The organism is Acinetobacter rudis, from assembly GCF_000829675.1.
GTDB lineage: Bacteria > Pseudomonadota > Gammaproteobacteria > Pseudomonadales > Moraxellaceae > Acinetobacter > Acinetobacter rudis.
The window spans coordinates 1-20957 of sequence record NZ_BBRX01000037.1; the positions used below are offsets into that span (position 1 = coordinate 1).

Genomic DNA, 20957 nt, shown 5'->3' on the forward strand with positions numbered 1-20957 from the left:
AAAAAAAAACCGCCATTAATGGCGGTTTTTTGAATAACAAGACATATATTATTTAAAATAAATAGATAAAATATCATTTAATATTATTCATGTGATTAATATAATGTAAAAATATAAGTATTTAAAAATTACCTTAATTTAGAATGAAATCACTAAATCATTCATTCAAATTAAAAGAATTATAAAGTCATCGGAAATAGATGGTAAAGAGCATTACCTTTATTTACCCTCCGTTCCTGATGCCGATAAAGATAATGCCTATTCAAATATGCTCAAATTTTCTTTATCACAAGACAAAATTAAGAATATAGCAATTACGGGACCCTACGGTTCAGGAAAAAGTCGTGTACTACTAATATTTCATGAAAAAAATTTACGATGCTGAAATTTTTATGTTGTTTATTTTTTGACTGATTGCAGTCTATCTTAAAAAACCCTATGCTTAAATTACACATGGATTGTCGGCTTATTTGAGATAAGATAATGGATTATATCATCAAAATTATGCGTTCTTTTTTCCACTTCGATGCCATACAAATTTTATGGTTTTCTAAACAAAATCAAAAACATTATGAAGTTTTTAGTACAGGCTATAACAGACCTTGTGCAGAGTCATTGGCTTATGATTTCCCCAAAATATACCCTCCAGGCTTTAGTAAAATACTCGCACAAGACAATGAACTGCCACTTTCAATTTCTGCATCTGAAACTTTAATATCTCCTGCATTTACCGAGTCATCTATTTATAAAGACTATTTAAATAAATATGGTTTTCATGACGGTATGACTTTAGAGCTCAATGATGAGGGAAATTATATAGGCTTAGTTCATTTCTCATCTTTCTCTGCAAACAACTTTAACTCTTGTATACAAATGCTTGTATATAATTTTCGTTCGATCATTCTTCAATGGTTTAAGCAAACAAATTTTTTTGAATACTGGGTAAATAAATATAAATTTTATATTTTTAATGAAAAAAATGGTTTTGCTATTGAATCACTAAACCATAATTTAAATAGCATTAAAACAGAAGTAGAAAAAATATTTTCTAAAACTTTTCATAAATTAAAATCAGGTTATTTCTTAATGAATAATATGATTTATAAAATTTGTGTTCTAAAATTACCAAATGAAAATTTCATTCTAGACCTAAGCCCAAGTAAGCTTCCATTTAAGCTCACCAAAAAAGAAATAATCGTACTCAGTTTTTTAATCGTAGGATTATCAGATAAAGAAATTGCGAAGAAATTAGTGCGTGGTGAGCGCACGATAAATTCACATGTAGCCTCTATTTATCGAAAGTTAGAAGTCAATAATCGTATAGAAGCCGCTGTATTCGCTGTCGTTCATGGAATCTACATCTTAGATGAAAATGGGCTTATTTTAGAAAAACTGAGCCACCAAACAACACAGACTGCCTGATTTCTCAAGCAGTCTGGTTTATTTACTGAATATCTTTAATGAAAGGGATGAGTTGATCAACAACCTGCTTCTCATGATCGAGTAACTTATCTCCGCCCATAGAGCCGACAAATTCTTTAAATGGGTCAGCAACGGTTTCAACACCTGTCAGGGTTTGAATCACTGCAAGTCCACAAAATGGCACATAATGTGGACTGTATCCACCCTCTTGTACAAAGACAATTTTACCTTCACAAATCTCATTTGCACAATTTAAGACCTGTTGAGTTATCGCTTTAAAGCCATCAGCCAACACCATCATTCTAGATAATGGATCGAGAATACTTGCATCAAAGCCTGAACCAACAATAATCAACTCAGGCTGATATTGTTTCAATGCTGGAATCACTACAGTTTCAAATGCATATTGATAAGCAGCATTACCACTCCCTGGTGGCAAAGGAATATTGAGGTTATAACCAAAACCATCCGATTCACCACGTTCATCAATAAAACCTGAGTTTGATGGGAAGCAACGATCTTGATGAATTGAGATGGTTAATACGGATGAATCTTTATACCAAATATCTTGTGTACCATTACCATGGTGCACATCCCAATCAACGATCGCAATTCGTTTTAGCCCTAATACCTCTTTAGCATACGCTGCAGCCACAGAAGTATTGTTAAAGTAGCAAAAGCCCATCGTTTCACTACGGGTTGCATGATGACCTGGTGGATTAATTAGTGCATAGCCCGTAGATAATTCACCATTAACCACTTTCTTGGTGAGTTCTATTGCCCCACCTGCCGATAAATAGGCTATTTCAATACCGCCATTGCCAATATTTGTTACACCATCGTCTGCAACTCCACCAGTAGCTAAGGCACTGAGTTGTTTAACTTTATTTAGCATTTCAAGAGTATGAACACGTAAAATGTCTTCATCTGTAGCAGCCTTGGCTTTAACAAGTGTCAAATAATCAATTTGACCAGAAGTGTGTACCAATTCATTAAAGCGTCTTTTGGTATCAGGATGTGAAAGATGTTGATAACTTGGCTGTATACGTGCACTAAGATTCGCACTCAATAAACCACCTGTACCGGTATCGACCCAGCTATATAATGTATTCCATACATACCCAATTTTTTTAGACATCGACTATTCCTTAGATGATTGTTGTAGAGTCAATAGAAATAGCAGACTTCTGAATCCAGTTTCTTCCGTAAGATTACGGAGTTTTTTATTTAAAAATTTGGTATGGAGATTTATTATAAAGCCTACCATTTATTTTTATTGAGTTCTAAAAGCATCTATTGATGAATACAGCATCAAGTTTATTGTTATAAAGTCAGGGCTTTTCTCTACGTTTATTGTTATTAAATTTTCAACATCACACCACAAGCAATACTATCTTCGTCAAACTTCTAATCGTGCATTAAAATCTATATGTTACTCCTGTTTTAGCCACAGGAGACCATGCAACAAAGTTATGATTTCCTAATTTAAACGTTGTAAAATTTGCAGGTACGAAACCAGGTAATTTGTGCTTATTTATGTGTGTTACATGTGCTGTTGCCTCACCCACATAATACAGCCCGACCTCAGTAAATACTCCCCTATGCTCGTTGAGCTGTGGTGAAAACCCTAAGCCAAAATATGGCGAAATACCATTAGAAAAATCAACATAGCCCCTGACATCGACTTCTTTGTTTTTTGGAAAAAATGAATTGTTTAATATTCCTGGACGTTTTTCACCTAGTCTAAAGTTACGATGAAGGTTATATTTATTATCGACATAGCCCATACCTATACTGGTATATAAAGCACTTAACCATGGATTATCACTCTTTCCCCATGGATAGTAATTGATATTAAAATATGACACGTCATTTTCAACCTTGAGATCCGTTTGAGCACCTAAGATGCTCAATTGATTCTTCCAGCTTATACCGCCCCCATTATAACCAAGTACTAAATTTACAGTGGGATGAACATGATAAAGGATCGCACCACCATAACCAGAGATCCCACCTTCAGCTCTTAAACTTGCTTCGGATTTTGCAAATGTTGTGGTTGTAGAAAAAAGCGCTAAACCCATAAGCATGAGAACGTAATGCATTTTTTTCATTCAGTTTATTCCTATTCAATTTTTATATTTGCCCCGCCTCTTAAAACGAACCGTCGTAAAATAGAGGTAAAGTCACCCTTTAAAGGATCTTCATTATTTGGTCTAGGGTAATTTTTTTTAAATTTTCATACCGCTTAGCCAATGACTGCATAATCTTGTAATTCAGATAAAGAGTCAAACAAATTTTTACGAAAAACACTTTATTATTTACCCACACCAAACAAAGAGCTATAATAAACCTTAAAACAGTCCAAAAATACTCAAAACTATTTAGAAAAACTACATTTTATAAAAAACACAGTACACCGATGATTTACAAATGACGCCTGAGTCAAAAATATGCAACAAATGTTAGTTCCATTTTAGAACTATAAATCTATAATCAAATTTTCCTTATGCAAAAAAACATAACTATGAAACAACTTGCCCATCGAATTTTACGTAAACCTTTTTTTGGTCGTTTTGAAGTGCCTTGGACATGGCCACAAGCAATTCCCCAACAAGGCTGGGAAGCTGTTTCTATTCCCGTCAGCGCTCAACATGCTCTCGCTGGATATTGGAAATCTGCAGAAAATGCCAAAGCAACCGTAGTACTTGCTCACCCAATGGGTAAATCAGCAAAAGCTTTTTGGCTGCGCTATGGACATGCCGACTTATTTATTGCAAATGGCTATAATGTCTTAATTTATGATGCGAATGGATTTGGGGAAAGCCAAGGCTTTTCTTTTCAGTACCCGAATGATGTCTATGCAGCAGGTGTATTTGCACAGAACAAAGCGCCTGAATTAAATGTAGGACTGATTGGTGCGTCATTTGGAGCAGCTTGGGGACTTTGTTCACTTGCTCAAGCAAATCACCCATACAAAATGGCAGTGCTTGAAGGTGTCTTCCCAACCCTACCAGAGTTCTGGAAACACTATCCTGTTGCACATGCTGTACTACAAGCATCAAATATCGTCGTACCAAAATTTAATCGGGAACTTAATCCACTGAGAAAATCTGGTCAAATCAAGCAAAAACCTCCAATTTTGTTGATGTATAGCGAAAGCGACATCTATACACCACCAATTTTTGGCCATAAACTAAAAGCTGCACTGGAACCACATACATCTGTTGAGTTACATACAGTACAATCTGCGGAACACACGCATATTTATCGTGACCAACCTGAACAGTATCAAGCACGTGTACTGCCATTTTTAACACAACACTTGTTATAAGGCTGATGTTGCCGCTAAATACAACAGAAAGTAAGGAAGCTTTTATGTTAAATTAAGCTTCCTACACCCTGATGATTAATCCACCCTGAGAGTCCAAAATGAAATGGAATGAATTAGGCGAAATGAATTGTCCAATAGCACGCAGTCTCTCCATTATGGGAGACCGTTGGACTTTATTGATTATTCGTAATGCCTTTATGCGTACACGTCGTTTTGATGACTTTCATAAACAGCTCGGGATAACTCGACATTTATTGACTGAACGTTTAAATCGTTTGGTTGAACATCGTATTTTGCGCAAGGTCCTTTATCAGGAAGCTCCTAAACGTTACGAATACAAACTGACAGAAAAAGGACTCGCCCTTTACCCTGTGATTATGGCCTTAACCACATGGGGCAATCGCTGGATGAATGAAGAAAAAAACTTTCCAATCATTACTTATATTCATAACGACTGTGGCGAAAAAACTCAGGCTGTTATGCTTTGTCAATGCTGTGGTAAACCCCTGACTGCACGAAACATCACACCAAGCCTAGAGATGCCAAGTGATGAGTATTTTCAAACTACTGCTCACTAAAAAAGCCCAGAAATTCTGGGCCTTTAAACGATTAGATTTATTCGGATAGATCAATACACATGTATTTGAGTTCTAAATAATCCTCTATACCATATTGAGAACCTTCGCGGCCTAAACCAGATTGTTTGATCCCACCAAAAGATGAGGCTTCATTAGAAATCAAACCGGTATTAATCCCCACCATACCGTATTCGAGTGCCTCACCTACTCGCCATTGTCTGGCCGTATTTTGGCTAAAGAGATAAGCTGCCAATCCAAATTCAGTTGCATTCGCCATTTGAATGACTTCATCTTCTGTTTTAAAACGGAATAACGCCGCCAAAGGACCGAAGGTCTCTTCACGTGCAACACGCATGGATTGCGTCACATGCGTTAATACAGTTGGTTCAAAGAAGGTGTTGTCAGGAGCTAAACGCTTCCCACCTATTGCAAGTTTTGCACCTTGATCTATAGCATCTTCAATGTGTGATTGAACTTTAATAATCGCATCTTCATCAATCAAAGGTCCCTGCGTAACATCAGCAAGACGACCATCACCCATCTTCAATTTAGCCACTTCTTCAATCACACGTTGACTCACAGCATCGTAAACACCATCTTGTATATAAATCCGATTGGCACAAACACAAGTTTGGCCACTGTTACGGTACTTACTGTTCATGATGCCTTTCACAGCTTGCTCAATGTTTGCATCATCAAATACGATGAGCGGCGCATTACCACCAAGTTCAAGTGAAAGTTTTTTAATGGTGGGAGCACATTGCTGCATGAGTATTCGCCCAACTTCTGTTGAACCTGTGAAACTTAATTTGCGTACGATTGGACTTTCACATAAGGTCTGACCGACATCTACAGAATCACCACTTAAGGTGATCATCACATCACGAGGCAAACCAGCTTGCATGGCTAAAACCTCTAAAGCATAGGCACTTAATGGCGTTTGCTCTGCCGGTTTAATCAGCATTGAACATCCAGCTGCCAACGCTGGAGCTATTTTACGGGTAATCATTGCCGCTGGAAAATTCCACGGCGTGATCGCAGCGGTAACCCCAATAGCTTGTTTTAAAACTAATAAACGTTGCTGTGACTGTACTGGTGTAATCACATCACCATCTATACGTCGTGCTTGTTCTGCAAACCAGCGAATAAATGATGCTGCATATTTGATTTCACCATTGGCTTCAGATAAGGGCTTACCTTGTTCCGCAGTTAAAATCTGAGCCAAATCTTGTTGATGTTTTAAGATGAGCTGATACCAAGCCATCATCAGATCAGCACGCTGCAAAGCACTCTGTTGCTTAAATAACGCTTGAGCATGTTCAGCACGTACAATGGCTGCTTCAACATCTGCTCTGTCATGTTTTTTAACCCATGCCAAGCTTACGCCCGTTGCTGCATCTTTAACTTCAATAGCATCAAAGCTAGGTGCTTGAAAGGTAATATCTGTGTGTCGTAATAGATTTTTTAGTTGCTGATCAAGCATAATTTATAGTTCCATTGTATTTGTGATGAATGAACTAAAATATACCTCATCTTTACCGTTTAAATCTGTAAACAAAATTTAAAAAAGGCTCCATAAGGAGCCTTTTCAGCATACGATTTTAAGCTGAAGGCTTAAGCTGCGTATACAGGATATTTTGCACATACAACTGCAACTTTAGCTTTAACAGCTTCAATTACAGCGTCATCACCTTTGCTATCTAGGATATCAGCGATCCAGTTTGCAAGATCAGTGACTTCTGCTTCACCAAAACCACGTGTAGTCACAGCAGGTGTACCAATACGTACGCCAGAAGTCACAAATGGAGAACGTGGGTCGTTTGGAACTGAGTTTTTGTTCACAGTGATGTGAGCAGCACCTAACCAAGCATCAGCATCTTTACCAGTAATGTCTTGTTTGATCAAAGACAACAGGAACAAATGATTTTCAGTACCACCTGATACCACGTCATAACCACGTTCGATCAGTACTTTTGCCATCGCTTGAGCATTTTTTACAACTTGTTGTTGGTAAGCTTTGTACTCAGGAGACATTGCTTCTTTGAAACAAATTGCTTTCGCTGCAACCGCATGAACCAAAGGACCACCTTGGTTACCAGGGAATACAGCTGATTGTAATTTCTTCTCGATTTCTTCGTTTGCTTTGGCCAAGATCAAACCTGAACGTGGACCACGCAATGTTTTATGTGTAGTCGTAGTTGTCACGTCAGCAATTTGTACTGGGCTTGGGTATACACCTGCAGCAACTAAACCTGCAACGTGTGCCATATCTACAAATAAATAAGCACCAACTTTATCCGCGATATCACGGAAACGTTGCCAATCTACCACTTGGCTATATGCAGAGAAACCAGCAACGATCATGCGTGGTTTGTGCTCAAGCGCTAAGCGTTCAACTTCTTCATAATCGATCTCGCCTGTTTCAGCGTTTAGACCGTATTGAACTGCATTATATGTTTTACCAGAGAAGCTAACTTTTGCACCGTGAGTCAAGTGACCACCGTGTGCCAAACTCATACCTAAAACAGTATCGCCTGGGTTTAACAATGCCAAGTAAACAGCAGAGTTAGCTTGTGAGCCAGCATGTGGTTGAACGTTTGCATAGTCAGCACCAAACAACTCTTTAGCACGATCAATCGCTAATTGTTCAATAATGTCTACATATTCGCAACCGCCATAATAGCGTTTGCCAGGATAGCCTTCGGCATATTTGTTGGTGAGCTTAGAACCTTGTGCTTCCATTACAGCTGGAGAGCAGTAGTTTTCAGAAGCAATAAGCTCAATATGCGCTTCTTGGCGTGCATCTTCAGCAGAGATGGCTTGAGCTAATTCTGGGTCAAATTCAGAAATAGAGATATTGGCAAACATTAGCGAAATCCTAATTATCAAAGGCGGTTAAGCCGTGCTCAGTTTGGTGCACATTGTAACATGAAGTTGAGCATTAAGCAGAACGAACTTTATTCAATATTCAACAAAAAAGATTCTGAGCATAAATTTGGCAATAAAAATGATGTAATCGCTGTACTCTGGTGATTATTGATAAGTTTTTTAAAACAAAATACTGTGATTTTCACAACAATTTGCTCATACAAACACCAAGCTGTAAGGCAGTATTTGTATGGACAACACAGTTCGGTTACATTGAGTGCATTCAATACCCAGATCGATCGCTATGCATGCCATTATTTTAGATACAGAAACACATACACTGAACGGTTTACCCATCGAAATTGCTTATGCTCCTGTGAGCATAGAAAATGCCAAACTTAGTTTAGATCGACATCATATCTACGATCAGCTCTTTAGTATTGGTCATGAAAAAATTTCCTATGCATCCATGGCTGTACACCACATCTTGGAGAGCGATTTAGTTGGGCAACCTGACTATTCTAGTTTTACTTTACCCAGTGAAACGCAATACATTATTGGACACAATATAGATTATGACATTCGAGCTATTGAAAAGTGTGGCGTAGACTGTAGCAATATCAAAGCCATCTGTACTTTAGCTTTAGCTCGTCATGTTTGGCCTGATGCTGAAGCACACAATATTTCTGCTTTGATTTACCAAATTAGCCAAGGTAGCAGTAAAGCACGCGATATGCTTAAAGGTGCACACCGCGCTGATGCTGATATTATTTTGACTGCGAATATCTTGTTGCACATTGTTCATCACTTAAAGATTCAATCTATGGAACAGTTATACCTCGCTTCAGAAGATGCACGTATTCCACGTACTTTAAACTTTGGTAAACACCGTGGTAGTTTGATTCAGGATCTACCTGCTGACTATGTACAGTGGTTACTACGCCAAGAAGATCTTGATGTCTATTTGCGTAAAGCCCTTGAAAATATTGCGCTTAAAAAAGCTTAACTCTCTAAAAAACCACAAAAAACTGCAAGTCAGCCTAAAGTCTAATGGTACAAGGGGTGAAAATACGCTGTAATAGCCTTTCATTTAGTTGTACCTTGAACATTTAACCCACCTCGGTGGGTTTTTTTTACTTTCAGCCTGTAAACAATGTTGAAAAGTACTTTAGAAATAGACTAAGACCAAGCACACATGGAATAAAACTATGCGCTTGATAACTCAGTGTTAGCATCACCAAAACTGCAGCAAGCGTTAAACTTACAAGAAATGTTGCCACCCCCATAGAAGCATCAGACTCCCCAACACACTGAATTAAAGTAAGTAGTAGATCCAAACAACCAATAATTCGAAGTGAATAAATACTGAATTTAGTCAAACATACATTAAAAATATCCGGTTGATGTTTTGGCATCGCACATACGAAACACCCCAAGGCATATAAGAGGTTTCCAATAACCATGCAAATAAACATTAGCGCTGCTCCCTTGCATCAGTCGTTGTTACACGTGCTTTGGCTTTGGATCGTGGTTGTCCTTGATGCCGCTTAAGATGATAAAAAATAAATATGATGATGATGGCAAAAACCATGGCAGCAAGATCTATCCCAGCAACAGCAGATTGTCCTAGTGAGAGACTCAGCCAAAGTGGCATCCCTCCACTCAATGCATTTAACACAGGAAGTAAGCCCAATAACACCGCCAGTAACACCAGTTGCTCAAGCCATGCCTGACGATGTTTCCTAAAGGCAGCATGGATAAAACTCAATAACCATACGATGAAAAATATCTGAATTTCCAGTTCACGACGCTCAGTAACTTGGCTTGGGATTAAACGTGCTGCGTATAAATAACCCACACAGGCTAAGATCAGTCCCAGTATCACTGCGACGTTGCAGCACTGCATCAAGCGAAGTCCATAGTTATTATTTTGAGCTTTACTCATCCCCTGTTTCTTGACCACCCAGAGGACTTGACCTGACACGATCATCAATAGGCCCATCAAACCTGAAAAAAACAACAAAGCTCTGAGTGCAGCATCACTGCCACTGGCCCGATGTAAGGCCAACATAAAATTATAAATAGAAGCTGCTACTGGAGTGTGCATCTCTGTTGTCGGAAGTGCTGTTCCTGTTATTGCATTAAATTTCAGGCTAGGAACAGATTTGAGCTTGAATAGGTCTTCACTATATCGTGCCCTAAACTCTATTTGTGCTTGCGCAGTATTGGGGTTTTTAATGAGCACAGCAGCAACAGGGTTGTCTGGCCACTGCTGTTGTACTTGGGTCAGCAACATGGTCAAATCGGGCATGTGTTTAAATTCGAGCTGTGACTTTACCGATAAATCATCAAGTGCTTTGTGCTGGGGCTGTAAAGTTAACTTTGTTGTCTGCTGTTGCCCAAGCTGCTCTTGCTGTAATGCCGCAACAAAGGCAGATTTACCTTGCGGATAAACTTGATCAATTGCCCAAGGCATCAAGGTATAAGCCAACAATAACAAGCCACTAAAACTGATCATCAGTTGAAATGGCACACTATAAACCGCAGCAAGATTATGACCGTCAAGCCAACTCCGTAAACCTTTACCGCGGCGAAAGACAAAGAACTCTTTAAAGATTTTTTTGTGAATCACAATACCGCTCATCAAGGCCACCAGCATCAATAAGGTCGCCAAGCCAACTATCCAGCGTCCCAATACATGGGGTAGACCATAGAGCTGAAAATGTAAAACAGAGATAAACTCTGACCCTGCTGTATTACGAGGTGTCAACACCTGCCCTGTGGTCGCATCGAGTAGCGTTTGTTTCGGTTTCTCATGTCGAGTTGGCAATTCACCATGTGCCAAGCTACTGACGTTAATCGTAGGTTGAGCTGTATTGGGTAACATAATTTGCCAGCTACTGGCTTGTGGATCAGTTTTATTCAGCTGTGCCAAAGCAAAGTTTAATTGTTGCTGCTGAGTACTATTAAGCAAGGACTGATGCAACTCAGGCTGTAACCATAAGTTCAATTGCTTTTGATAAAAACTTAAACTTCCTGTGAAAAATATCACATACAACAGACACCCCGCCAAAATACCCAGCCAACCATGCAGCCAAGACATCGACTGACGAGGCGTTTCTGTTTTTCCATCTATACGCATAGTTCACCTACCCTTGTATGATCAATAAACATGCATAGAAGAACGCACTGGGTACGACCACACAAAGACAGGCATAACTGCTAGAACGACTAATAAACACCATCAAAAACGTGATCATATGAATCACAAAAGCAAGCATCGTTGCAGCAAGTACAGTACTGGCCAATACTGGCTGACAAAGTTCTAAAATATAAAGAGCACTGACCGTCGCCAATAAATATCCACCAAATACAGCGACGACAAAACGATAAAGTACAGTCAAACGATATTTGATTAACAAAACACGTGCTGTAGGTTGTGATTTTCCAGTATTGAAAGTTTGTGAAATAGACATTATTAAAACTCAATTTATTATTTTAATTACATTCAAGAGCCGCACTACCTCATGTAGCAAAAGCTATTGAGCGCTTTGAAATTTAACGACAATACGTCGCTATTTTTTTTACAAAAAATTCTTTATTTTAGCGGATTCCATACAGTGCATGAGAGCGCATCAAAGGTTGCCTAGTTTGTAACAACAATGCATAACGTTTAAGTGCAAAGTAAATCTGTTGAAATACAGTCCTAAATCTCAGCATCTGCCGATAAACTTGTTTAAAAATAGCCGAAGCACCCTTGAAGACAACAAATGCAAAAGGTGTATAAGCACTGCAAAATAATAGATCAGCCCTGTTAATTTGTTCTAAAGGCAACAACCAAAAATCAAGCTGCCCTTTGGGTTGTATTTGTTCAATGTGCTCACTGTTACTACCACTTTGAAACAACACCTCTTTTTGTTGTATTACAGTGCTGCTATGGGAAAAAGCAGTAGAGAAAGCACCAATCCCTGTAGATGAAAAAAATACTGTTATTTGTAAAAGCATTGCACATAAGGCATGCAAAATATTGATGCTCAAGAGAGCCTCTTAAACTTACTTATTATGCAAATATATTAACATATAAACTATTATTTATTACGCAAACTTAACAACAAGCAAGTTTATTTTAAGAATTTCTTGCATCAATAGTTCAAAAATCAAATATAGTTCTTTAGATTTTATAAAGTTAAACCAAATGCACATGAGTTTATTTGATTACTATTTAATCATATAACTTTATTCTTCAAATATTCATTAATCTCAATAACCATGTAAAAAAGCCATGCAACTTACATGGCTTTGATTTTACTCTAAAAAACTAAAGAGGCATTAAACTAAAATATCACGCTTACCATTAGCACCCATGCTACTCACAATACCATTTTCTTCCATTTGATCGATAATACGTGCTGCACGGTTATAACCTAAACTAAACTTACGCTGTAGCGATGAAGTTGAAGCACGGCGTGTCTCAAGTACAAATGCCACGCATTGATCATATAAGGCATCACGATCACTACCCGCATCACCTTCTTCAAATCCACGACTGGTAGGTTCTTCATCATATGGAGTCAAAATTTCATCGACATAGTTAGGTGAGGCACGTTCACGCCACGCATCACAAATACGATTCACTTCATCATCGGCAATGAATGCCCCATGTACACGTTCAGGTTCAATCTTACCGGGTCCGAGAAATAACATATCCCCATGACCCAAAAGATCTTCTGCACCACCAGCATCTAAAATCGTTCTGGAGTCAATTTTACTGTTCACACGCAGTGCAACACGTGTTGGAATATTGGCTTTGATCAAACCTGTGATGACATCAACAGAAGGACGTTGTGTCGCAAGGAGTAAATGAATCCCGGCAGCACGTGATTTTTGTGCCAAACGAGTAATCATTTCTTCAGCTTTTTTACCAACTTGCATAATCATATCGGCAAACTCATCCGCCACGATCACGATCATAGGCAGTGGAGTTAAGCGTGGCGCGCGCTCTTGAGTTGCAGAATCACTTGGCTTCCACGTTGGATCTATTAGATCTTCACCATTGGCCAAAGCTTCTTCGACTTTGCGGTTATAGTCACTGATTTTACGAATCTTCAAGAAAGACATCAGCTTATAACGACGTTCCATCTCATTTACACACCAGTTCAGTGCATTAACTGCATCTTTCATGTCGGTTACAACGGGCGTTAATAGATGCGGAATATCATTATAGTTGGCTAATTCTAATTGTTTCGGGTCAATTAAAATCAAACGCAATTGATCAGGGGTATATTTGAGCAACATTGATAAAATCATGGCATTGACTGCTACAGATTTACCCGAACCTGTTGTACCCGCAACCAACATGTGGGGTGCCTTAGCCAAGTCCGTCAGGACAGGATTACCTGAAATATCTTTACCCATTGCCATAGAAATTAATGCATTCGGATCGCGGTATTCTGGTAATTGTAATAATTCAGTTAAACGCACCATTTCACGGCTACTGTTTGGAACTTCAATACCAATGTAGGGTTTACCTGGAATCACCTCTACCACACGAACTGAAGCCATCGACATCGAGCGTGCTAAGTCACGAGAAATATTGGTCACCTTAGAGGCTTTTACCCCAGGAGCCAAATCTAACTCAAAACGTGTCACTACAGGACCTGGCTGCGCTTCAATCACTTTGGCCTTTACATTGAACTCTTGTAATTTAATTTCAAGTAGTTCAGACAAACGTGACAACTGCTCGGCAGTGAAATTGACTTTTTTATTTGGATCAACGTCATCAAGTAACTCAAGGCCCGGTAAAGGCGGTAAATCCAAACGCTTATGTGCAACTTGCATGGCACGCGACATTGGACGTCCCATCGAGTCAGTCAGCGGCGCATCAAACTCATCCTCCAGTTCAAGCAGTGTGTCTTGTTCATCTTCTGGTACACCTGCTGTTTCTTGCCATGCATTACGAAACGCATCTTTATCTACGGCAACACGTTGCTTTTCTTCATCAGAGATTGAACTGCTCAGATTAGTTTGAACTTCAGCACGAACGAAAGGTGTTGACTGTGCATAAGAACTAATTTTTGCAGTTTGCACTGCTGCCACTGGCACTTCAGGTTCAGATGGCGTTATGTAGGCATCTTGCTGATCAGCCAACATTGCCAGCTCATCGAGCTCAGAAGCCAAAGACTCCGCTTGTGTAGGCGCTTGATGCACAGCAGTTTCAGCTGGTTGTGAGGCTGCGTGTTGCGCTGTAGCTTCTTGTTCAACTGAGTGAGTTGTCGCATTGCTTTGCGCTTTTGCATTTGGTACTGCAGCAAGTAACTCATCAAAGATTTGATCATTATCCCAATCTAGACCATTTAAATCTGCACCAGCAGCTGTATGGGCAGCAGCAGCGACAGTCACACCTGCTGCACTGGTCACCAGTGAACTTGCAGATGCTTCTGCTGTTTCATCTTGAGCTGCACGCAACAGCGCATCGATCTCAGTTTTATGATTATTCGGTTGGTGTAATGCTTTCCAGACCTCCCCTGTTGGCACTACACGCTGTGTATCTTTTTCTAATGCATGTGCCTTGGCAATCGTCTGTTCAAGTTGCTCATCATCAATGTCTGTTACAGCTTGACTCTCTTTAGAATGCTGTTGTTCATAATGCAACATGTCATCAAACAACTGCTGTGCTGCAACATCCTGCTGAGGTTGTATGTCTTGTGCAGTGACTGCGGCTTTCTCTGCTGCAACAGCCTCAGTGCTTGCTGCAGCCACCGCTGTCACTTTTGCAATACTTTCTTTATTTTTTGCATTTTCAGGCTTTACGTCACTACGATCATAAGCGGCCTCTGACTCAGGTACATTTTTATAAAATAATTCTTGTAAATATGCAGGTGTTGCTTTGAGCATTGCCCAAGTACGATTCCACTGGATCCCAAAAGCCAGAGTAAACAAAACCAACCACAGCGCAACTAAGAAAATAACAGCACCATAAACGGTGAGTAAGCCCTCTAATGCTTGACCAATTTCAAAACCGATGATACCACCTGACGCATTATCCAAAGTATCTGCTGGAACATGCCAAAGTAGATTTAACAATGATGAAGTAGTCAGGATAATAAAAAACTGAGCAGCATAACGAAATGGACGGCTTAAAAAGCTATGTGGCCACCAAACTTGTATGGCTTCGAGAAAAACAAAAATTGGAATGAGTAAACTCGCCCAACCCAAGAAACCAAAGAGCAGATCTGAAAGCCAAGCACCAACCACGCCGCTGGCATTGGACACCTGTTGGGTATCACTAGAAATATGCATCCAGCCGGGATCAAATGGTGTATAAGTCACAGTGGCTAGGAATAAATATATTCCAAATGAAATCAAGAAAATTGTAACTAAAAAGCGTTGTGGGTAAACACTCTGCACCGCGGTCATATACTGTCCTGTTGGTTTTAATTCATCAATTTAGTGATGTTAAAACGAATCGTTTTGGTCAAATGCAAATTTTTTTATATTATGCACCTGTTCAACGAAAAAGGTGCATGTTTCTTTTACTGTATATTAAATTGTTTCAGACTCACAAGCCACCTGTAGCACCCCATAGCGAGTTTCGATCATGGTGATCAATATTACCCAGTTTCGAGCACACAACAAAGTGTAAGTTTCACGTATAATCTTTAGCAATTTCGTAGATCACTAAAAATTTGAATAAGGATACAATTCATGGCCCAACGTCATTCACGCTTAATCATTTTAGGTTCTGGCCCTGCTGGCTATAGTGCAGCAGTGTATGCAGCACGTGCCAACTTATCACCAACATTAATTGCTGGTATGCAATTAGGTGGCCAATTAACAACAACTACTGATGTTGAAAACTGGCCGGGTGATGCAGAAGGTTTGACTGGTCCTGCGCTGATGGAACGTATGCAAGCACATGCTGAACGTTTCGGTACAGAAATGATTTACGATCACATCAATGAAGTTGATCTTAACGTACGTCCTTTCATACTAAAAGGTGACATGGAAGAGTACAGCTGTGATGCCCTAATCATTGCAACAGGTGCAACAGCACAGTATCTCGGTTTAGAGTCTGAACAGGCTTATATGGGTCAAGGTGTCAGCGCTTGTGCAACTTGTGATGGTTTCTTCTATAAAAACCAAAAAGTTATGGTTGTAGGTGGTGGTAATACAGCAGTTGAAGAAGCCTTATATTTATCCAATATCGCATCACATGTAACTTTAGTTCACCGCCGTGACAGCTTACGTGCTGAGAAAATCCTACAAAGCCAACTTTTTGAAAAAGAAAAAGAAGGTAAAATCAGCATCATTTGGAATCATCAAGTAGATGAAGTTCTTGGTGAAGCATCTTCTGGTGTAACTGCTGTACGCGTTCAATCTACAGTCGATCAATCTAAACAAGACATTGAAGTTCAAGGTCTATTTGTTGCAATTGGCCACAAGCCTAATACCTCAATGTTTGAAGGACAACTTGAGCTTCGTGAGGGATATATCGAAGTTAGTGGTGCACGTGGTAATGCAACAGCGACCTCTATAGCAGGCGTTTTTGCAGCAGGTGACGTGGCTGATGATGTGTATCGCCAAGCGATTACTTCTGCAGGTTCAGGCTGTATGGCTGCACTTGATGCAGATCGTTATTTGGAAACATTAAAATAACATTTTCCTCTTCTCCTTTTTAAAGGGGAGGTCGGGATCGGGTTCTCTGTCCCCCTTCCCCTTTTTTTAAGGGGAAGGCTGAGATGGGGTTTTTTCCATTAGGCAAGTCGCAGCAAGATGACTATAATCAAGCCCGAAATAAACAGGAGGTACTATGTCATCAGCAAGTCAACTCAATGACAAGCAACTTGAAGCAATGAAATATACTCAAGGACCCTTGTTAGTACTTGCAGGAGCAGGTTCGGGTAAAACATCTGTAATCACTCGTAAAATTGCCTACTTAGTACAACAAATTGGCATTCCAGCTTATCGTATTACCGCAATGACCTTTACCAATAAAGCTGCACGTGAAATGAAAGAACGTGTGAGTAAATTATTGTCAAAAGAACAAGGCAAAGGCTTGTCGGTTTCAACTTTCCATACCTTCGGTCTAAACATGTTGCGTTTGGAGCTGAAAAATACACCACTTAAAAATAATTTTTCAATCTTAGATGCAGATGACTGCAAACGAATTTTGATGGATTTGATGCATCGCGACAATTTATCGGGTGCAGAAAGTAAAGATTTGATTGCCAAGGCAATGAAAAAGATTTCCGATTGGAAAAATGATCTGATCTTGCCAGAACAAGCACATAGTACGTGTGAAACTGAGGAAGACGTACAATTTGCTCATCTCTATCAACTTTATGAACGCAATCTACGTGCCTACAACGCAGTCGACTTCGATGATTTGATCGTTCTGCCTACGCGCTTACTCCAAGAAAATGCAGAGGTTCGTGACCGCTGGCAAAATAAAACACGTTATTTATTGGTCGATGAGTATCAAGATACCAATACAGCACAGTATATTTTGGTCAAACTGCTGGTGGGTGTGATGGGACAGTTTACCGCCGTAGGTGATGATGACCAATCGATCTATGCTTGGCGTGGTGCAAAACCAGAAAACATGGCATTACTCAAAGATGACTTTCCAAATTTAAAAGTGGTTAAACTTGAGCAAAACTATCGCTCAACCAGCCGTATCTTAAAAGCAGCGAACCATGTAATTGAAAACAACCCACATATCTTCGATAAGAAGCTCTGGAGTGATAAGGGTCATGGCGATGTGATTCGTGTCATCACCTGTCGTAATGATGATGACGAAGCTGAACGTGTCGTTAAAGATCTGCTCACCCATAAACTGATGAATGGGAAAAACTGGAAGGATTATTGCGTACTTTATCGTGGTAACTTCCAAGCGCGTGTACTTGAAACACAGCTACGCCAAATGCAAATCCCTTATAAGCTTTCAGGTGGTCAATCTTTCTTTGCACGAGCTGAAATCAAAGACATCATGAGTTATCTACGGATTATTATTAATCCTGAAGATGACAGTGCTTTCTTACGCATTATCAATACACCTAAACGTGCAATCGGACCGGTTACCTTAGAAAAACTCGGTTTATTTGCACAAGAAAATCATCTATCACTGTTATCTGCTGCTGGTGATCAACGTTTACGTATGGTCCTACCGCAGAAAGCCACAAGCCAACTGGCAGAGTTTTCAGACTTTATCAACAACTATACTCGTGAGTTATTAGAAGATGACGAGCCTGTGCCGATCATCCGTCAAATGATGAACGAAGCAGGTTATATCGACTATCTCAGGGAAACAGCAGCAACACCAGCTCAAGAGAAAACCAAGCTCGATAACGTTGAAGTACTCTACAGCAGTATTCAAAGCTTGATTAACCGTGCTGAAGATGTTGACGAACGAAATATTGAAAGTGTCATCCGTAAAATGGTTCTGTTGGACATGCTAGAGCAGCAGCAAGAAGATGAAGACACGGACAAGGTCAACCTCTTGACTTTACATGCCTCAAAAGGACTAGAGTTTCCTTTTGTGTACATCATGGGGCTTGAGGAAGAATTGCTTCCACACAAAAACTCGATTGCGGCAGAAACCATCGAGGAAGAGCGACGCTTGATGTACGTTGGGATTACCCGTGCCCAACAAGCACTCACCCTGACGCTTGCCGAGCAACGTAAAAATGGTGGTCAAATGAAACAAATGACCCCAAGCCGTTTCCTCGATGAGCTTCCACAAGATGATCTTGATTGGTTAGGCCGTAAAAAGAAACTCGCTGAAAATGTTGATCCTAAACAGCAAGCCCAGCAATATCTACAAAACTTAAAAGCCCTGCTCAAACGTTAAGTTTGAACAGGCAATTCTCCCTTAATTTTATTTTTATCTATCACAGGCCTTATTTATGAAAGTCCAAGTAAAAGTACTTGATCCACGCTTAGGTTCAACTTGGCCAATGCCAAGCTATGCAACAACAGGTTCAGCAGGTCTAGACCTACGTGCATGTGTCGATGAGGCAATCAATATTGAGCCAGGTCAAACTGTATTGGTTAAAACAGGTATGGCGATCTATATTGAAGATGTGAACTATGCTGGTTTGGTTTTACCACGTTCAGGTCTTGGTCATAAACATGGCATCGTTCTTGGTAACTTGGTCGGTTTAATCGACTCTGATTATCAAGGTGAATTAATGGTTTCTGTTTGGAACCGTGGACAAACAACTTTCACTTTAGAACCAGGTGAGCGTCTAGCACAGTATGTTCTTGTTCCTGTGATGCAAGCACAATTCGACATCGTTGATGACTTTGTCGCAAGTGATCGTGGTGCAGGCGGTTTTGGTCATACAGGTCAAAAATAATTGATCAAGTAGAGCAATGCAGCTCCATGACATACTGTGGGGCTGCTAAATTCAACAAGGCTTAATATCGTTTATGACGCCCTTCTGTCTCGAATTAAAAACATCCAATAACTAAAAGCAACAATCAGGGCGAGCCCGATCGAAAAAGGCTCAGTAAATACATCCCACCACGGGTTCGATATATTCCCCGTATGTGCCCAGCCAAAGCCAAGAAAAAAAACCCCTGCTATCAATACACTAAACATGACAATACTGAAAAAATTTAGCCAATATAATCTTGCCAACAGCATAGAAATCAAAAATGAAAATGGTACGGTGAACAGACAATAAGCCAAATAAACCACAGCATGAGCTGCGAAAAAAACCAAGATCGAATAAAAGCTAAATTCTTGATTCGCAATAATCAACGCCACAGCCAGAAGAAATAATAAAGGCAATGGAGCAAGTAATAAGGCTTTTAATATAATTTTGTTTGAATACTGCAAGCAATCACCAGTGATCCATATACATGTTTGACCCAGCAAATAATCTGCGGAGAAAGATCCATCAGATAACACACCATTATGACAAATCATATATAATTTTTTTTAAATATATACCCCTATTGTCAGAATATTACTTTGTGAAGCGCTCAAATAGATTAATCACCCTCATGCAGTTATTACGCTCATATCGCTATCCAGTCAGCGCTCAGAATCTCGCTCAGGAACTCGATATTAGCGTTCGGACACTTTATAGAGATATTGAACTCTTACGTGAACAAGGCGCAAATATCCAAGGTGAAGCTGGACTAGGCTATGTGCTTATCGAGGACTTAGCCTTACCTCCACTGCAATTAGATCATGGAGAAATTGAAGCCTTAGTGCTTGGACTACGATGGGTTTGCCGCCATAGCGATGAACACTTGGTCAAATCTGCCAAAAATCTATTTCATAAAATCCAACATGTATTACCCTCTGCTATGCAAGAAGCCCTGCATAACTCACCGATGTTAGTCGGTAGTGAATATCGCCCTCAACAAGGTGAAAATCATTTCACTCAATTAATTCGTCAAGCAATTCAGGATCAATCAATACTCAACATTGAATATATCGATGGAAAAAAAGAGCCCTCTGAACGTCGTATTTATCCATTGGCATTAGCCTATTTTAATGAGGTTCGGCTGTTACTTGGCTGGTGTGAAAAGCGTCATGCCTTTCGTAGTTTCCGTATTGACCGCATTCAACAGCTTCACAATACATTGCAAAACTATCAGCCTAATCGCGCTTTTTTATTACAACAATGGTTCAATGAATCAGGTATTTCAAATCAGGATTTTTATTTTAATTAAAAAATACGGCTACTGACATGTTCTGACACTATGAACCGTTAAAGTTTGTGGACTAAGAAAAAACCACTTAC

At 39.6% G+C, this 20957-nt stretch carries 19 protein-coding genes; 9 read left to right on the forward strand and 10 right to left on the reverse strand.

From position 1 onward, the window contains the following. Positions 1 to 268: 268 nt before the first annotated feature. On the forward strand, positions 269 to 385 hold the full coding sequence (locus tag Aru01_RS18860) for a YobI family P-loop NTPase (RefSeq protein WP_370736886.1): 117 nt from the start codon (positions 269 to 271) through the stop codon (positions 383 to 385). A gap of 98 nt (positions 386 to 483) precedes the next feature. Continuing rightward, the gene (locus Aru01_RS10915; RefSeq protein ID WP_016655205.1) at positions 484 to 1422 is read left to right on the forward strand and encodes a helix-turn-helix domain-containing protein; all 939 of its coding nucleotides are present in this window, start codon (positions 484 to 486) and stop codon (positions 1420 to 1422) included. Positions 1423 to 1444: 22 nt separating this feature from the next. Here Aru01_RS10915 and Aru01_RS10920 read toward each other — a convergent pair whose 3' ends face one another. Both Aru01_RS10920 and Aru01_RS10925 read right to left on the reverse strand, forming a co-directional pair. Further along, positions 1445 to 2560 (reverse strand): histone deacetylase-like amidohydrolase, encoded by a 1116-nt coding sequence (locus Aru01_RS10920; RefSeq protein WP_016655204.1) that lies wholly within the window; start codon positions 2558 to 2560, stop codon positions 1445 to 1447. 280 nt (positions 2561 to 2840) lie between these two features. After that, a complete protein-coding gene (locus Aru01_RS10925) occupies positions 2841 to 3533 on the reverse strand; it encodes a hypothetical protein (protein ID WP_016655203.1) in 693 nt (230 codons plus the stop codon). A gap of 413 nt (positions 3534 to 3946) precedes the next feature. Between Aru01_RS10925 and Aru01_RS10930 the strand changes: the two genes are divergently transcribed. Both Aru01_RS10930 and Aru01_RS10935 read left to right on the forward strand, forming a co-directional pair. Continuing rightward, entirely contained in the window at positions 3947 to 4753 is an 807-nt protein-coding gene (locus Aru01_RS10930; RefSeq protein ID WP_040331051.1) for an alpha/beta hydrolase, read from the forward strand. A gap of 98 nt (positions 4754 to 4851) precedes the next feature. Next, positions 4852 to 5331: a winged helix-turn-helix transcriptional regulator gene (locus tag Aru01_RS10935; RefSeq protein WP_016655201.1), complete on the forward strand. Its 480-nt coding sequence runs from the start codon at positions 4852 to 4854 to the stop codon at positions 5329 to 5331. A gap of 37 nt (positions 5332 to 5368) precedes the next feature. On the opposite strand, the gene Aru01_RS10940 is transcribed toward Aru01_RS10935, so the two are convergent. Continuing rightward, complete coding sequence (locus tag Aru01_RS10940) at positions 5369 to 6814, reverse strand: NAD-dependent succinate-semialdehyde dehydrogenase (RefSeq protein WP_016655200.1); 1446 nt, start codon at positions 6812 to 6814, stop codon at positions 5369 to 5371. Between the two features lie 131 nt (positions 6815 to 6945). After that, the gene (gene glyA / locus Aru01_RS10945) at positions 6946 to 8199 is read right to left on the reverse strand and encodes a serine hydroxymethyltransferase (RefSeq protein ID WP_016655199.1); all 1254 of its coding nucleotides are present in this window, start codon (positions 8197 to 8199) and stop codon (positions 6946 to 6948) included. Between the two features lie 304 nt (positions 8200 to 8503). On the opposite strand from glyA, the gene Aru01_RS10950 reads away from it, so the two are divergent. After that, the gene (locus Aru01_RS10950; RefSeq protein WP_016655198.1) at positions 8504 to 9205 is read left to right on the forward strand and encodes a 3'-5' exonuclease; all 702 of its coding nucleotides are present in this window, start codon (positions 8504 to 8506) and stop codon (positions 9203 to 9205) included. A gap of 133 nt (positions 9206 to 9338) precedes the next feature. Here the strand turns inward: Aru01_RS10950 and Aru01_RS10955 are convergent, their stop codons facing one another. The 5 genes from Aru01_RS10955 to Aru01_RS10975 all read right to left on the reverse strand — a co-directional run bounded on the left by Aru01_RS10955 (position 9339) and on the right by Aru01_RS10975 (position 15615). Beyond that, positions 9339 to 9674, reverse strand: coding sequence for a DUF3325 family protein (locus Aru01_RS10955; RefSeq protein WP_016655197.1), 336 nt, complete (start codon positions 9672 to 9674; stop codon positions 9339 to 9341). Next, a complete protein-coding gene (locus tag Aru01_RS10960) occupies positions 9674 to 11341 on the reverse strand; it encodes a PepSY-associated TM helix domain-containing protein (RefSeq protein WP_016655196.1) in 1668 nt (555 codons plus the stop codon). The genes Aru01_RS10955 and Aru01_RS10960 overlap by 1 nt, the downstream gene beginning before the upstream one ends. Before the next feature lie 7 nt (positions 11342 to 11348). Continuing rightward, positions 11349 to 11675, reverse strand: coding sequence for a hypothetical protein (locus Aru01_RS10965; RefSeq protein WP_016655195.1), 327 nt, complete (start codon positions 11673 to 11675; stop codon positions 11349 to 11351). Between the two features lie 127 nt (positions 11676 to 11802). Continuing rightward, positions 11803 to 12237: a hypothetical protein gene (locus Aru01_RS10970; protein ID WP_016655194.1), complete on the reverse strand. Its 435-nt coding sequence runs from the start codon at positions 12235 to 12237 to the stop codon at positions 11803 to 11805. Between the two features lie 291 nt (positions 12238 to 12528). Next, positions 12529 to 15615 carry a DNA translocase FtsK gene (locus Aru01_RS10975; protein WP_016655193.1) on the reverse strand — a complete coding sequence of 1029 codons (3087 nt, stop codon included), beginning with the start codon at positions 15613 to 15615 and terminating at the stop codon, positions 12529 to 12531. Positions 15616 to 15903: 288 nt separating this feature from the next. Here Aru01_RS10975 and trxB point away from each other — a divergent pair, with 288 nt between their 5' ends. The 3 genes from trxB to dut all read left to right on the forward strand — a co-directional run bounded on the left by trxB (position 15904) and on the right by dut (position 19556). Beyond that, positions 15904 to 16854 (forward strand): thioredoxin-disulfide reductase, encoded by a 951-nt coding sequence (gene trxB / locus Aru01_RS10980; RefSeq protein WP_016655192.1) that lies wholly within the window; start codon positions 15904 to 15906, stop codon positions 16852 to 16854. Between the two features lie 154 nt (positions 16855 to 17008). Next, positions 17009 to 19048, forward strand: a complete 2040-nt coding sequence (locus Aru01_RS10985) for a UvrD-helicase domain-containing protein (RefSeq protein ID WP_016655191.1) — start codon at positions 17009 to 17011, stop codon at positions 19046 to 19048. Between the two features lie 55 nt (positions 19049 to 19103). Next, a complete protein-coding gene (gene dut, locus Aru01_RS10990; RefSeq protein WP_016655190.1) occupies positions 19104 to 19556 on the forward strand; it encodes a dUTP diphosphatase in 453 nt (150 codons plus the stop codon). A gap of 71 nt (positions 19557 to 19627) precedes the next feature. Here the strand turns inward: dut and Aru01_RS10995 are convergent, their stop codons facing one another. After that, positions 19628 to 20041, reverse strand: a complete 414-nt coding sequence (locus tag Aru01_RS10995) for a hypothetical protein (RefSeq protein ID WP_040331069.1) — start codon at positions 20039 to 20041, stop codon at positions 19628 to 19630. A 23-nt stretch (positions 20042 to 20064) separates the two neighbouring features. Between Aru01_RS10995 and Aru01_RS11000 the strand changes: the two genes are divergently transcribed. Continuing rightward, on the forward strand, positions 20065 to 20886 hold the full coding sequence (locus Aru01_RS11000) for a helix-turn-helix transcriptional regulator (RefSeq protein WP_081407234.1): 822 nt from the start codon (positions 20065 to 20067) through the stop codon (positions 20884 to 20886). Positions 20887 to 20957: the final 71 nt, after the last annotated feature.